The following is a 13652-nucleotide window of genomic DNA, read 5'->3' on the forward strand; positions in this document are numbered from 1 at the left end:
TGGCCTGGGAGGATAGCCCCACCGTCCCGAGCATCGGAACGCCGGGGGCGATCAGTCGATCCGCTCGATCACCAGCGGCGTCGGGTCGGGCGCGGCGGGCGTGATGCGCACCGCCCGGGCGGCCTCGTCCCGCGCCGCCGGGATCCGGCTCGCGTCCTCGGCGCGCAGCTCGTAGAGGGGCTCGCCGGCCCGGACCGGGTCGCCCGGGCGCTTGCGCAGCACCACACCCGCGGGCACGGACACCGGGTCCTCCTTGCGGGCGCGCCCCGCGCCGAGCCGCCACGCGGCCACCCCCATCGCGTACGCGTCGACCTCCGCGACGAAGCCGTCGGCGTCGGCGCACACCACCTCGATCTCCGGCGCGGTGGGCATCGGGGCGTCCGGGTCACCGCCCTGCGCCCGGATCATCGACCGCCAGACGTCCATCGCCCGGCCGTCGCGCAGCGCGGCCTCCGGGTCGGCGTCCGGCAGGCCGGCCGCGTCGAGCATCTCCCGGGCCAGGGCCAGGGTCAGGTCGACCACGTCGGCCGGGCCGCCGCCGGACAGCACCTCGACCGACTCCGTCACCTCGACCGCGTTGCCGATGGCCAGCCCCAGCGGGGTGGACATGTCGGTGAGCAGCGCGACCGTCCGGACGCCGTGCGCACCGCCCAGCTCGACCATCGTGCGGGCCAGCTCGCGGGCCTGGTCGACGGACTTCATGAACGCGCCCGAGCCGACCTTGACGTCCAGGACCAGGGCACCGGTCCCCTCGGCGATCTTCTTGCTCATGATCGAGCTGGCGATCAGCGGGATCGCCTCGACGGTGCCGGTCACGTCGCGCAGCGCGTACAGCTTGCGGTCGGCCGGCGCGAGTCCCGGCCCCGCCGCGCAGATCACCGCGCCGACGTCGCGAAGCTGGGCGATGAACTCCTCGTTGCTCAGCGCCGCCCGCCAGCCCGGCACCGACTCCAGCTTGTCGAGCGTGCCTCCGGTGTGCCCGAGGCCGCGGCCGGACAGCTGCGGCACGGCAGCGCCGCAGGCCGCCACGAGCGGGGTGAGCGGCAGGGTGATCTTGTCGCCGACGCCGCCGGTCGAGTGCTTGTCGACGGTCGGCCGGTCGACCGCGGACAGGTCCAGCCGCTCGCCGCTGGCGATCATCGCAGCGGTCCACCGGGCGATCTCCGGGCCGGTCATCCCGTTGAGCAGGATCGCCATGGCCAGTGCGGACATCTGCTCGTCGGCGACCACACCCCTGGTGTACGCGTCGACGACCCAGTCGATCTGCGCGTCGGAGAGCACACCCCCGTCCCGCTTCGCCCGGATGACGTCAACCGCCGCAAATGCGCTCATCAGCTCAACCACCCCAACGCTCGGGGATCTCGAGAGGCGGTTCGCCCTCCCCCGCCCAGAAGATCGTGCCGGACGCGTCCACCACGACGACCCGGGGTGTCCGGGCCAGCCCCCAGGTGATCGCCTCGGCCGGGTCGTCCCAGCTCGGGCCCTCCTCCAGCACGCCGGTCTCGGCGCCCTCGGTGTCCCCGGCCGACCGCTCCCAGTACGCCGTCCACACCTGCTGACCGGCGGACAGGTCGGGATGCACGAACACCGTGCCGCGCCCGCGCCAGGCGGCCAGCCGCTCCGGCACCACCGGCAACCGGGTCTCCCCGGTCACCGCCTCCAGGTCCTCCACACCGAAGGCGTGCGGCAGCAGCTCCGCCATCCGCAGCGGGCCGCCCTTCGCCTCGATGAGGCACTCCGGGCCGCCCTGCTCCCAGAGCAGCTGCCGGCAGCGCCCGCAGGGCATCAGCGGCTCGCCGGTGGCGTCGACGCAGGACAGCGCCACGATCCGCCCGCCGCCGGTGGCGTGCAGCGAGGAGACCACGCCGCACTCGGCGCAGAGCACCACGCCGTACGCGGCGTTCTCCACGTTGCAGCCGACCACGACACGGCCGTCGTCGACCAGGGCGGCCGCCCCCACCGGGAACTTCGAGTACGGCACGTACGCGTGCCGCATCACCTCGGTCGCGGCGGCGCGCAGCCGCCCCCAGTCGATCTCCATCCGGTGCTCCCCCGTCAGCCCTTGATGTACGGCTTGCCGTCGGCGGCCGGCGCCCGGACCTTGCCGACCAGCCCGGCCACCGCCAGGATCGTCGCCAGGTACGGCAGCATGGCCAGGAACTGGCTCGGGATCGTGCTGTTGATCGCGCCCAGGTAGGTGGCGAGCTGGTCGGCGAACCCGAAGAACAACGCCGCGAGGAGCGCGCCGGTGGGGCTCCACCGTCCGAAGATCAGCGCCGCCAGGGCGATGAAGCCCTTGCCACCGATCATGTTCTTGGTGAACGAGAAGAGCGCCAGCGTGTACGACGCGCCGCCGATGCCGGCGACCACGCCGGCCAGCAGCACGTTGCGGTAGCGCAGCCCCAGCACCCGGACGCCCAGCGTGTCGGCGGCCGTCGGGTGCTCGCCGACGGAGCGGGTCCGCAGGCCCCACCGGGTGCGGAACAGCGCGATGTGGATCACCAGCACCAGCAGCAGGCCGAGGTAGAGGAAGATGTTGCCGCGGAACAGCGCCGGCCCGATCAACGGGATGTCCGACAGCAGCGGGATCTCCCAGTTGCTGAAGCGCGGCGCGCTGTTGTACCGCTCCGCGTCGGTCTGCATCAGCCGCTCGTAGAGGAAGCCGGTGACGCCCACCGCGAGCAGGTTGAGCACGATGCCCATGACCACCTGGTCGACCAGGTAGCGGATCGCGAACACGGCGAGCAGCAGCGAGATGAACGCCCCGCCGATGGCCGCGGCCACCAGACCCACCCAGACGCTGCCGGTGATGCTGCCGAACAGGGCGCCGCTGAAGGCGCCCATCAGCAGTTGACCCTCGATGGCCACGTTGACCACGCCGGAGCGCTCGCAGAGCACACCGGCCAGCGCGCCGAAGATCAGTGGCAGGGCCAGGATGAACGTGCCCCGCACGACGTTGACCAGCGGCATGAAGTTCTGCCCGGCCGGGGCGGCGGAGACCTGCCAGCACAGGAAGCTCAGCACGAACCCGACCAACCCCGCGGTGAGCACCAGCGTGAACCAGCGCTTCGGCAGCCCGGCGAGCATCGCCACACCGGCGGCGAGGGCGACCACCCCGAAGAGGATCGCGCCGAGCGTCCCGTTCACCGCGAGGGCGGCACCGGCCGCGTCCTCGCTGAGCGTGAACCGCGCCTGCTGGTCGGTGGCGAGCGCCCCGAAGAGCACCGCCGACAGCAGGCCGAGCGCGGCCAGCACCAGGCCGACCTTTCGGGTACGCGTCCAGAACCCCTCGTCGACCGGGGCGACCGCGACGTTCTCGACAGCCATGGTGGACACGGGTCACCAGCCCTTCGCGAGGCTCGTCTGGAGCCGGGCGGCCCGCGCGGCCCGGAGCTGGAAGATCGCCTTCACCAGGGCCGGCGCGGCGATGAAGATGACGATCAGCGCCTGGAGTACGGTGACCAACTCCAGCGAGATCCCCGAGTACGACTGCATCCGGTTGCCACCGGCCTGGAGCGCGCCGAAGAGCAGCGCCGCCAGCGCCACGCCCCACGGTTTCACCCGCCCGAGCAGCGCCACCAGGATGCCGTCGAAGCCGATCTGGGCGACCACCAGCGGGGTCAGTGCGGCGGCGGTGGTGCCGAGCACCATCTGCGAGCCACCGAGGCCGGCCAGGGCCCCGGCGAAGACCATGATCAGGACGTACGTCCGGGTCACGCTGATACCGGCGGTGCGGGACGCGTCCGGGTTGGCGCCCACCGCCCGCAGCTCGAAGCCGAGCGTGGAGCGGTTGAGCAGCCAGGCGACCGCCCAGGTGGCCAGCACGGCGAGGATGATGCCGGCGTGCACCCGCAGGTTGTCGCCGAGCAGCCGGGGCAGTTGCGCGGACGCGTCGACCGGCTTGCTGATCGCGTCGGTCCGGTTCGGGTCCTGGACGCCGTTCTGCACGATGATCCAGGTCAGGAAGTACGTGGCGATGTAGTTGAGCATGATCGTGTTGATCACCTCGTGGGCGCCGGTGCGCGCCTTGAGGATGCCGGGGATGAAACCCCAGATCGCCCCGCCGAGCGCGCCGGCGAGCAGCGCGACGAGCAGGTGCAGCCCCGGCGGCAGCGGCAGCAGGAAACCGGCCAGCGCGGCCAGGATGACGCCCATGGTGGCCTGGCCCTGGGCGCCGATGTTGAACAGGCCGCCACGGAAGGCGAGCGCCACGGACAGGCCGGTGAACACCAGCGGCGCGGTGTAGGTCAGCGTCTCCGAGATGGGGCTCAGCGCCGCCGTGAAGCCGACCGCGTCCGGGTCGAAGACGGCGCCCTTGAACAGGTTCCCGTACGCCTCGCTGACCAGGGTCCAGCTGGAGTTGATCGCGTCCGACGGCCGGGCGGTGATGTAGCTGTAGGTGGCGAGGACCTCCGGGTCGGAGACGATCATCAGGATCGCGCCGACCACCATCGCCAGCACCAGCGACAGCACCGTCACCGTGAAGGTGTTGGCGGCCCAGAGGTTGTCCAGGAAGAGCCGCCCGAGCGACGGCCGGGCCTGCGGTGCCGGCGCGGCCGTCGGGGTGGTCGTCGTCTCGGCCCGCTCGGTGTTGCCGAGCGCCGTCTGCGCGGCCTGCTCCTCGGTCGCCGGCTCCTTGTCCGGAGAACCGGGGCTCACGTTGGTCATGCCTTGTCCTCGCTGCCGGGGCCCTCGGGGGCCGGAGCCGCGCCGTCGGTGGCGGCCGGACCGGTGGCCGTCGCGCTGCCGGTCCCGGCCGGACCGGTGGCCGGCGCCCCGTCGGTGCCGGTCGACGCGCTGTCGGGGGTGATGCCGGCCATCAGCAGGCCGATCTCCTCGCGCCGGGTGTCCGGGCCGACGATGCCGATGACCCGCCCGCGGTACATCACCGCGATCCGGTCGGCCAGCCCGATCACCTCGTCGAGTTCGCTGGAGACCACCAGGACGGCGGTCCCGACGTCCCGCTCCCGGATGACCCGGCTGTGGATGAACTCGATCGAGCCGACGTCGACGCCGCGGGTGGGCTGGGCGGCGATGAAGAGCTTCAGCGGCCGGGACAGCTCCCGGGCCACGATCACCTTCTGCTGGTTGCCGCCGGACAGCGTGCCCACCGGCGCCTCCGCCGACGAGGTGCGGACGTCGAACTGGGCGATCCGCTCCTTCGCCGACTTCGTGATCTGGTCCGGCTTCAGCGCGAGGCCCTTGCCGAACGGCGGCCGGTCGTAGATGTCCAGCACCAGGTTCTCCGCGACGCTGAACTCCTTGACCAACCCGTCGACGCTGCGGTCCTCGGGGACGTAGCCGACGCCCGCCCGGAGCACCTTCTTGGTCGACCAGCCGTCGATCCGCTCGCCGCCGAGGCTCACCGAGCCGGCGAGCACCGGGCGCAGACCCATGATCGCCTCGATCAGCTCGGTCTGGCCGTTGCCCTGCACGCCGGCGATGCCGAGCACCTCACCGGCGTGCACCGTCAGGTCGACGCCGTCGACCGCGCGTACCTGCCGGTCGTCGTCGACCACGAGGCCGGCGACCTCCAGGACCGGCTTGCCCGGGGTGGCGGGCTGCTTCTCCACGGTCAGGCGGACGCTGCGGCCGACCATCAGGGCGGCCAACTCGTCGCGGCTCGCCTCGGGGGACGCGGTGCCGACGGTCTTCCCGCGCCGGATCACGGTGATCCGGTCGGCGATGGCCTTGACCTCGCCGAGCTTGTGGGTGATGAAGACGATCGACTTTCCGGCGGCCTTGAGCGACCGCATGACGGTGAGCAGTTCCTCGGTCTCCTGGGGGGTGAGCACCGCGGTCGGCTCGTCCAGGATCAGCAGGTCGACGTCGCGGGTGAGCGCCTTGACGATCTCGACCCGCTGCTGGATGCCGACCGGCAGGTCCTCGACGATCGCGTCCGGGTCGACCCGGAGGTTGTAGCGGGCGGACACCTCGGCGACCTCGCGCCGGGCACGCCGCCGGTCGAGGAAGCCGGCGATGCCGCCGCGGACCTGCTCGGCGCCGAGCATGATGTTCTCCGCGACGGTGAACACGGGCACCAGCATGAAGTGCTGGTGCACCATGCCGATCCCGGCCGCGATCGCGTCGGACGGGCCCCGCAGCTTCAACGGTTCGCCGTCGACCAGGATCTCGCCCTCGTCAGGCTGGTACAGCCCGTAGAGCACGTTCATCAGGGTCGACTTGCCGGCACCGTTCTCGCCGAGCAGGGCGTGGATCTCTCCAGGCTCCACCGTCAGGTCGATGTGGTCGTTGGCGACCAGCTCACCGAACCGCTTGGTGATGCCGCGCAGTTCGAGTCTCAGCGCAACCTCCTGGAGTGCGAAGCGATCGTGCAGGGTAGCCGCCGGGCCACCCACCGGGCTCGGGCGGGGTGGGAACCGATCGGCCGCCCCGGCGCCGGGGACGTGTCCCCGTGGCGCCGGAGCGGCCGATCGTCGTGCTTGCCGCTCGCCGGCCGCCTGCGGTGATCATCCCACCGTCGGCGGCCGGCGACGCGTCACTTCGGCTGGGCCTTCGACTCGACCTTGATGGTCCCGGCGGCGATGTCCGCCTTCAGCTTGTCGACCTCGGCCTTGAGCTCGGCCGGGATCTTGCTGTCGAACTCGTGGTACGGGGCGAGCGACACGCCGTTGTTCGCCAGCGTGCCCAGGAAGCCCGGCTCCGCCTCGAGCTTCTCGCCGCCGGCCGCCTTGAGCACGGCCTCCTTCACGGCGTCCGGGATGTTCTTCACCACGGTGGTGATGATCGCCGGGCAGTCCGGGGTGCTCTCGCAGCCGTCGACGTCCACCCAGATGGTGTTGTACTTGCCGCCCGAGGCCTTCGCGGCGCCGGTGGTGCCGAGGCCGGCGCCGCCGGCGACCGGCATGACGATGTCGGCGCCCTGCGCGACCAGCGCGTCGCTGACCTTCTTGCCCTCGTCCTGCTTGACGAAGTCGTTGGTGAAGGAACCCTTCTGGGTCGCCTTGTCCCAACCGAGGACGCGGACGTTCTTGCCCTTGGTCTCGTTGTAGTGCGCGACGCCGTCGGCGTAGCCGTCCATGAAGATGGTCACCGGCGGGATCGGCAGGCCGCCGTAGGTGCCCACCGCGCCGGTCTTGGTCATGCCGGCGGCCAGGTAACCGGCCAGGAAGGCCGCCTGGGCGGTGTCGAACTGCATCGGGTAGACGTTGCCCACACCCGGCTTGGAGTCGACGATGCCGAACTGCTGGTCCGGGTTGGCCTGCGCGATCTTCTTGGTGGCGTTCTCCATCAGTCCGCCGACGGCCAGGATGAAGTCGCAGTCCTGGTTGACGTACTGGGTCAGGTTGACCTCGTAGTCGGCCTCGGCCTTCGACGCGACGTACTTGATGTCGATGTTGTCGTTCTCGGCCTTGGCCTCCTGCAGGCCCTTCCAGGCCGAGGTGTTGAACGACTTGTCGTCGATGCCGCCGACGTCGGTCACCATGCAGGCGCTGTACTTCTTGCCGCCGTCACCGGCGCCGTTGTTCTCCTCCGGAGCCTCACCACACGCGGCGGCGGCCAGCACGAGGCCACCCACCGCGAAGACCGAGGCGATCCGCATCCCACGCACCGAGCGCAAGACGTCTCCTTCCATTGCTCACCGCTGCACGCGGTGGCAGCCCTTTGTCAACCGGCTTGCGCTGTGCCGCCGGCGTCCCACGTTACGGACGCAGAGCGTACGCCCACGCCCCTCCACCGGCCGACAATCGTGCACGACTGTTGAGCGCCTGTTACCCCTACGTAACCCGTGGGTGGGCCAAATCACGCTCAGTACCGGTAAGTGGGCGCTGGGGCGCGCGAACGTCCTGTTATCGGATGACTCCGCCTCTGTCGGACGTTACCGCCAGAAGACCGCCACCGCTGCGTTGACCAGGGTCAACCCGATGATCGCGAGGAAGTGGCCGCGGTTGACCACGTCCCGCTTACGGGAGAAGAAGACCATGACGAAGATCAGCAGCGCGAGCACCAGTTTGGTAACAAGTTTCGCGGGTGCCGGCTCGTCCCCGTCGCGAAGCGGCGCGGATAGGGCGATTCCGGTCAGCAGCATGGTCCACGCGCCCCAGAGCATGGGCTGATTGATCCGGATCCGGCCGGTCACGTACTGCACGATCGCACCGCCGAGCAGCAGCGCGAAGCCGATGAGGTGGATGTACCGGAGGATGAGTCGAAGAGCTTCCACGTCCCCATCCTCTCGCATCAACGACGTTTTGTAGTAGAGGGGGTCGGGCGCGTCGCGCGTCGCCACGCCGGCGGGCGGGCACCCACCGGCGCCCGCCCGCCCCTGCCCGCGCGCGGCGCGTCAGCGCCCGGCGGCCACCGTCGCACCCGGCACGACAGCGGCGGCTCCGCCCGCCGAGGCACCGGCTGCCCCGGTGCGCCCGAGCGCCACCAGGGTGAGCCCGACCAGCGCGTACCCGGCCAGCACCGCGAGCGGTCGGCCCGCCGCCGCGCCGTCGAAGAAGGCCACCGAGCGCAGCAGCGTCCCGCCCGCGCCGACCGGCAACCACTGCCCCACCTCGCCCCACGGCTGGGGCAGCAGCTCCGGCGCGGCGCTGACCGCCGACAGCGGGTTGCCGACCAGGAACACCAGCACGGCCCCCAGCGCGAGGCCGGGGCGGCCGAGCACGGCGCCGAGCCCGGCCACCGTCGCCGACGCCGCGAGCGCGAAGAGACCGATCGCCCCCGCCTCGGCGAGGCCGTCGCCGTCGATGACACCGAGCCAACCGTGCAGCACCCCGACGCCGACCGCGCCGGCGAGCACCCCGAATAGGGCCAGGCCGGTCATCCGCGCGAGGCGGCCCGTCACCAGCAGGACGACCAGCGCTCCGGCGAGCAGGCCGGTGAGGGCCAACGGGAGGAAACCGGCCGCGAACCCCGCGCCCCGCGCGTCGTCGGGAGCGCCGGGGACCACCTCGACCACGGTCACGGGCCGGCCGGCGGCGACCTGGTCCGCCGCCTCGGTGAGCAGCAGGCCGACGGTCGGGCTCGCCGCCGGCGCGGTGTGCAGGGCGAGTCCGTCGGGCCGGACGACGAAGGCGGCGTAGACCTCCCGGTCCCGTAGGGCCCGGTCGGCGGCGGCCGCGTCGGGCAGGGTGGCGACCTCGAAGGCCCCGGGACGGGCGGCGGTGAGCCGCGCGGCGACCTGGTCGGCGACCGGCGCCGGCCCCGCGACGGCGATCGGCAGGTCCCGCGGTGCCAGGTTGGCGGCGGGAGCCGCGAACAGGGGTACGAGCAGCGCCTGCAGACCCACCAGGACAGCGGCGAGCAGCACGGCGAGCGACAGGGGTGACCGGACACGGGACGACATGGCTACTCCCAAAACGAACGCTCGTTCTTCTTTGTGCCCAGCGTGCTCCGGCCGCAGGCCGACTGTCAAGAACGAACGTTCGCTTTACGCTGTATCCCGTGCCACGTGTCTCGGAACAACACCTCGCCGCCCGTCGTCGTCAGATCGTCGACGCCGCCCGCCGCTGTTTCGTCCGGGACGGCTTCCACCGCACGACGATGCAGGACGTGATCGCCGAGGCGGGGCTCTCGGTCGGTGCGGTCTACCGCTACTTCCCGAGCAAGGCAGACCTCATCAACGCCATCGCGGAAGAGGCCGTCGGCGGCGTCGAGGGGATCCTCGCCGACCTGATCCGCCGCGACCCGCCGCCACCGCTGCTGGACGCCCTCGACCGCGCGCTGGAGTACGTCGAGACCCAGATGGGCGACGACGGGGTCGTGCGGATCGCGATCCAGGTCTGGGGCGAGGCCCAGCGGGACCCGGCCCTGGCGGCCTTCGTGGCCCGGACGTACGACGGCATCCGGAGCAACTTCGAGACCCTCGCCCGGCGCGCCCAGCGCACCGGCGAGGTGCCACCGGACGCCGACCCCGAGGCGGTCGGGGCAGCCCTCTTCGCCCTGATCCCCGGCTGGTTCCTCCAGTGCGTCCTCACCGGCCGGCCGGACCGGGCGACCTATCTCGCCGGGGTACGCGCCCTCCTGCGCCCCGGCGCCTGACCGGTCCCGGCGGTGACCACGCAGGGCGGGCGTCGAACGACGCCCGCCCTGCGCGAATCCGGCCCCGCGTCAGCCCTTCGTGCCGCCCGCGGTCAGCCCCGACACCAGGTGGCGCTGGGCGAACATGAACACCAGGCCCGCTGGCACGGTCACCAGGACCGCCGCCGCGGTGAGGTACTCCCACTGCGGGTTGAACTGCGGCACGAACTGCTGGAGCCCGTACGCCAAAGTGAACTTGTTGTCGGTCTGGATGAAGGCCGACGCGTACGCCACCTCGCCCCAGGCGGTGAGGAAGGTGTAGAAGGCGGTGACCGCGATGGCCGGCCGGGCCAGCGGCAGCACCACCTTCCAGAAGATGGCGAACGGACCGCACCCGTCCAGCGCCGCCGCCTCGTCCAGCGAGGTGGGGATGGAGTCGAAGTAGCCCTTCAGCATCCAGGCGCAGAACGGCACCGCGATGGTCAGGTACGCGATGACCAGCGACGGCAGCGTGTTGATCAGACCCAGCCGTGCCATGATCGTGTAGATCGGCACGATCAGGATGGCCACCGGGAACATCTGCGTGACCAGGAAGACCATCATCAGCGGCCGGCGGCCCGGAAAGTTGAACCGGGACACTGCGTAGCCGGTGGTGGCCGAGAAGAAGATTCCGATGATCATGGTGAGCGCCGCGACGATGACCGAGTTCAGCATCCACTTCGGGAAGCTCGTGTCGGTCAGCACATAGCTGTAGTTGGCCAGGGTCGGGTCCTTGACCAGCGTCAGGTCGGTGCTCTGCACCGCGTACCCGGGCTTGAACGACGACAGCAGCACCCAGGCGATCGGGCCGATCGCGATCAGCGACGCGAGGATCAGCGTGCCGTGCAGCAGCAGCGACTTCGCCGGGCTGCGCCGGCTGCGGCCGGGCCGCCTCGGGCTCCGAGCGGGGGCGGCCGCGGCGGCAGTCGCCGCCGCGGGAGTGGTCAGCTGGGTCATGTCACCACACCTCGCCTTGCTTGCGCAGTGCCCGCCGGTAGAACACCGAGAAGAGCAGCAGGATCGACAGGATCAGCACCCCGTACGTGGACGCGAGCGAGTAGTTGCGGATGCCCTCGAACGCCGCCCGGTAGGCGCCGGTCACCAGGATCTCGGTCTCCCCGGCCGGCTGCCCCTCGGTCACCAGGAAGATGATCGGGAACATGTTGAAGGTCCAGATGGTGCCGAGCAGGATCACCGTCATGCTGACCGAGCGCAGGCCCGGCAGGGTGATGTTGCGGAACCGCTGCCACGGCGAGGCGCCGTCGATCTCGGCCGCCTCGTAGAGCTCACCCGGGATGGTCTGCATGCCGCCGAGCAGCGCCACCATCATGAACGGCACGCCCAGCCAGACGTTGGTGACGATCGCGGTGAACAGCGACGTCCACCGGTCCGCGAACCAGTCCACCGGGTCGATGCCGAGCGACAGGAGCAACGAGTTCGCCAGGCCGAAGCGCTCGTTGAAGATGAACTTCCAGGCGAAGGCGCTGACGAACGCCGGCACCGCCCAGGGCAGCACCAGCAGCACCCGGTAGAGGCCGCGGCCCCACATCGGGCGGTTGAGCATCACAGCCAGGCCGAGCCCGAGACCGTAGTGGAAGGCGACGCCGACGAAGGTCCAGATCAGCGTGATGCCGGCCTGCTCCCAGAACCGTCCGACCTCACCGGAGAGGACCTTGACGTAGTTGTCGAGGCCGACGACCTCCCACTTGTTGGGGTTGTCCTTGCAGACCTCGCTGCCGGTGATCGACCTGGTGCAGATCTCCGCCACCTGGTTGGCCTCGGTGAGGTTGGTGAAGGAGAGCCAGACCCCGCGGAAGAGCGGGTAGAAGATCAGAACCGCCAGCACGATGACCACGGGCAGGACCATCGCCCAGGCGTACCAGTGCTTGTCCCAGCTGCGCCGCAGCCGGGACGGTGGTGCGGAGCGGCGGCCGGACGGCGCGGACGCTGGCGCCGGCTCGGCTGTCACAGTGCGCATATCAGCTGTGCTCCAGGGGAGTGAGCCGGCAGGGCCGGCGACCGGGGACGGTCGCGCGGCCCTGCCGGGTGCCGAAGTGGTCGCCGGCCGCTGCCAGCGCCGACGGTCGGATCAGAGACCGTACGAGGTGACGACCTCTGCCTTGTACTTCTTGGCGACGGTGTCGAGCGCGGCCTTCGGGTCCTTGTTCTGAATCAGGACCTCGGTGGCCATCTGGTCCAGCGGGCCGAAGAACTGGCCGGCCTCGGGGATCCACGGACGGCCGATGGCGGCCTCGACGGCCGGCTGGTACGCGGCCACGATCGGGTTGTTCTTCACCGCGTCGAGGTTGTACGCCGACTTGCGGGTCGGCAGCAGGCCGAGCTTCTCGGAGAGGAAGGCCTGCGACTCGGCGGAGCTCATGAACTTCACGAAGGCGACGGCCGCGTCGACCTTCTCCTGCGGCATGCCGGACCAGATCGTGTAGTTGTGGCCGCCGACCGGGCCGCCGGCCTTGGCCGAGCCACCCGGAACCGGGGCGATGCCCAGGTTCTCCAGGCCACCGAAGGTCGGCGCCGACTTGACGTTGTTGACCTCCCACGGGCCGTTGATGATCATGGCGACCTTCTTCTCCTTGAAGAGGGTCATCATGGTGCCGTAGGAGTCGTTGGCGGACGGCTTGGCGGCCGCGCCGCTGTCGATGAGGTCCTTGGCGATCTTCAGCCCGGCGACGTTCTGGTCCGAGCTGACGGTGATCTTCTTGGACTGGACGTCGACCAGGTCGCCGCCCTCGCCGTACATGAACGGCAGCATGAAGTAGCCGGCCGGGTTGACGTAGAGGCCCTCGGCGTCGGTCTTCTGCTTGATGGTCTGGGCAGCGGTCTTCAGCTCGGCCCAGGTCTTCGGCGGGGTGGAGATGCCGGCCTTGGTCAGCAGCTCCTTGTTGTACATGAGCGACAGCGTGTCGGTCACCTGCGGGACGCCGTACGTCTTGCCGTCGTACTTGTTCGACGCGAGCGGGGTCTCCAGGAAGTCCGACTCGTCGGCGAGCAGCTCGGAGCCGTCCAGAGCGTAGAGGTAACCGAGGGAGGCGAACTCCGGCACCCAGGCCACCTCGGCCCGGAGGATGTCCGGCGCGCCGGTCTTGGCCTGCGCCGCGGTCTTGAACTTGTTCTGGGCCTCACCGAACGGGACCGACTGGTAGTTGATCTTGACGTTCGGGTAGGTCTGGTTGAACTTGGCGATCAGCTCCTGGAACGCCGGACCCTCGTTCTTCGGGTCGGACGTGTCCCACCAGGTCAGTTCGGCCTTGAGGGCTGCGGGATCCGCCTTCGGCTGCTCCTCCGTCTTCTTGTCCTCCCCGCCGCAGGCGGCGAGGGCGAGAGCAAGGGTGGTGGAGGCGAGAACGGCGATCCCCTTGGCTGTGCGACGCATGTTCGCTCCTAGATTGCCTGCCGGGTATCGGCGGGACAGTAGCAAGAAGTTTCCGGATTAGAAACCCCTTGCGAACACCCTTGCAACAACCGATCCCGTCTTGTCATCTGACGATCCCTCGGTTGGGGCCTTTGGGACAAACCAACAGCGGCCGAAGGTGTCCCAGATCCCATCTCGGTGACCGCCGCAGGACCCTGCGTCACCTGCACGTTCCCCTCGGCACCCGACGGGGCGCCCG

At 70.6% G+C, this 13652-nt stretch carries 12 protein-coding genes; 1 reads left to right on the plus strand and 11 read right to left on the minus strand.

What is annotated here, in order from left to right:
- Positions 1-51 precede the first annotated feature (51 nt).
- The 8 genes from AB0873_RS23940 to AB0873_RS23975 form a co-directional block, all read right to left on the minus strand.
- Positions 52-1332, minus strand: coding sequence for a thymidine phosphorylase (locus AB0873_RS23940; RefSeq protein ID WP_155328945.1), 1281 nt, complete (start codon positions 1330-1332; stop codon positions 52-54).
- 4 nt (positions 1333-1336) lie between these two features.
- The gene (locus tag AB0873_RS23945) at positions 1337-2041 is read right to left on the minus strand and encodes a cytidine deaminase (RefSeq protein ID WP_366602265.1); all 705 of its coding nucleotides are present in this window, start codon (positions 2039-2041) and stop codon (positions 1337-1339) included.
- A 14-nt stretch (positions 2042-2055) separates the two neighbouring features.
- The gene (locus tag AB0873_RS23950) at positions 2056-3336 is read right to left on the minus strand and encodes an ABC transporter permease (RefSeq protein WP_155328947.1); all 1281 of its coding nucleotides are present in this window, start codon (positions 3334-3336) and stop codon (positions 2056-2058) included.
- A 3-nt stretch (positions 3337-3339) separates the two neighbouring features.
- Entirely contained in the window at positions 3340-4668 is a 1329-nt protein-coding gene (locus AB0873_RS23955) for an ABC transporter permease (RefSeq protein ID WP_366602266.1), read from the minus strand.
- Positions 4665-6359 (minus strand): ABC transporter ATP-binding protein, encoded by a 1695-nt coding sequence (locus tag AB0873_RS23960; protein ID WP_366602267.1) that lies wholly within the window; start codon positions 6357-6359, stop codon positions 4665-4667. Before AB0873_RS23960 ends, AB0873_RS23955 begins: the two co-directional genes overlap by 4 nt.
- A gap of 140 nt (positions 6360-6499) precedes the next feature.
- On the minus strand, positions 6500-7564 hold the full coding sequence (locus AB0873_RS23965; protein ID WP_366602311.1) for a BMP family ABC transporter substrate-binding protein: 1065 nt from the start codon (positions 7562-7564) through the stop codon (positions 6500-6502).
- Between the two features lie 276 nt (positions 7565-7840).
- Complete coding sequence (locus AB0873_RS23970) at positions 7841-8182, minus strand: hypothetical protein (protein ID WP_155328951.1); 342 nt, start codon at positions 8180-8182, stop codon at positions 7841-7843.
- Between the two features lie 120 nt (positions 8183-8302).
- Positions 8303-9310 (minus strand): hypothetical protein, encoded by a 1008-nt coding sequence (locus AB0873_RS23975; protein ID WP_366602269.1) that lies wholly within the window; start codon positions 9308-9310, stop codon positions 8303-8305.
- A 98-nt stretch (positions 9311-9408) separates the two neighbouring features.
- Between AB0873_RS23975 and AB0873_RS23980 the strand changes: the two genes are divergently transcribed.
- Complete coding sequence (locus AB0873_RS23980; RefSeq protein ID WP_366602270.1) at positions 9409-10005, plus strand: TetR/AcrR family transcriptional regulator; 597 nt, start codon at positions 9409-9411, stop codon at positions 10003-10005.
- Positions 10006-10074: 69 nt separating this feature from the next.
- Here the strand turns inward: AB0873_RS23980 and AB0873_RS23985 are convergent, their stop codons facing one another.
- The 3 genes from AB0873_RS23985 to AB0873_RS23995 form a co-directional block, all read right to left on the minus strand.
- The gene (locus AB0873_RS23985) at positions 10075-10980 is read right to left on the minus strand and encodes a sugar ABC transporter permease (RefSeq protein WP_366602272.1); all 906 of its coding nucleotides are present in this window, start codon (positions 10978-10980) and stop codon (positions 10075-10077) included.
- A gap of 1 nt (position 10981) precedes the next feature.
- Positions 10982-12001, minus strand: coding sequence for a sugar ABC transporter permease (locus AB0873_RS23990; protein WP_366602273.1), 1020 nt, complete (start codon positions 11999-12001; stop codon positions 10982-10984).
- A 111-nt stretch (positions 12002-12112) separates the two neighbouring features.
- Complete coding sequence (locus AB0873_RS23995; RefSeq protein ID WP_366602275.1) at positions 12113-13414, minus strand: extracellular solute-binding protein; 1302 nt, start codon at positions 13412-13414, stop codon at positions 12113-12115.
- Between the last annotated feature and the right edge of the window lie 238 nt (positions 13415-13652).

Origin of the sequence: Micromonospora sp. NPDC047707, from assembly GCF_040704235.1 — a bacterium.
Lineage (GTDB): Bacteria > Actinomycetota > Actinomycetes > Mycobacteriales > Micromonosporaceae > Micromonospora.

Coding starts and splice junctions, on each gene's coding strand:
- AB0873_RS23975 (WP_366602269.1), bottom strand. CDS start 9,310: ATGTCGTCCCGTGTCCGGTCACCCCTGTCGCTCGCCGTGCTGCTCGCC.
- AB0873_RS23995 (WP_366602275.1), bottom strand. CDS start 13,414: ATGCGTCGCACAGCCAAGGGGATCGCCGTTCTCGCCTCCACCACCCTT.
- AB0873_RS23945 (WP_366602265.1), bottom strand. CDS start 2,041: ATGGAGATCGACTGGGGGCGGCTGCGCGCCGCCGCGACCGAGGTGATG.
- AB0873_RS23965 (WP_366602311.1), bottom strand. CDS start 7,564: ATGCGGATCGCCTCGGTCTTCGCGGTGGGTGGCCTCGTGCTGGCCGCC.
- AB0873_RS23955 (WP_366602266.1), bottom strand. CDS start 4,668: ATGACCAACGTGAGCCCCGGTTCTCCGGACAAGGAGCCGGCGACCGAG.
- AB0873_RS23990 (WP_366602273.1), bottom strand. CDS start 12,001: ATGCGCACTGTGACAGCCGAGCCGGCGCCAGCGTCCGCGCCGTCCGGC.
- AB0873_RS23985 (WP_366602272.1), bottom strand. CDS start 10,980: ATGACCCAGCTGACCACTCCCGCGGCGGCGACTGCCGCCGCGGCCGCC.
- AB0873_RS23940 (WP_155328945.1), bottom strand. CDS start 1,332: ATGAGCGCATTTGCGGCGGTTGACGTCATCCGGGCGAAGCGGGACGGG.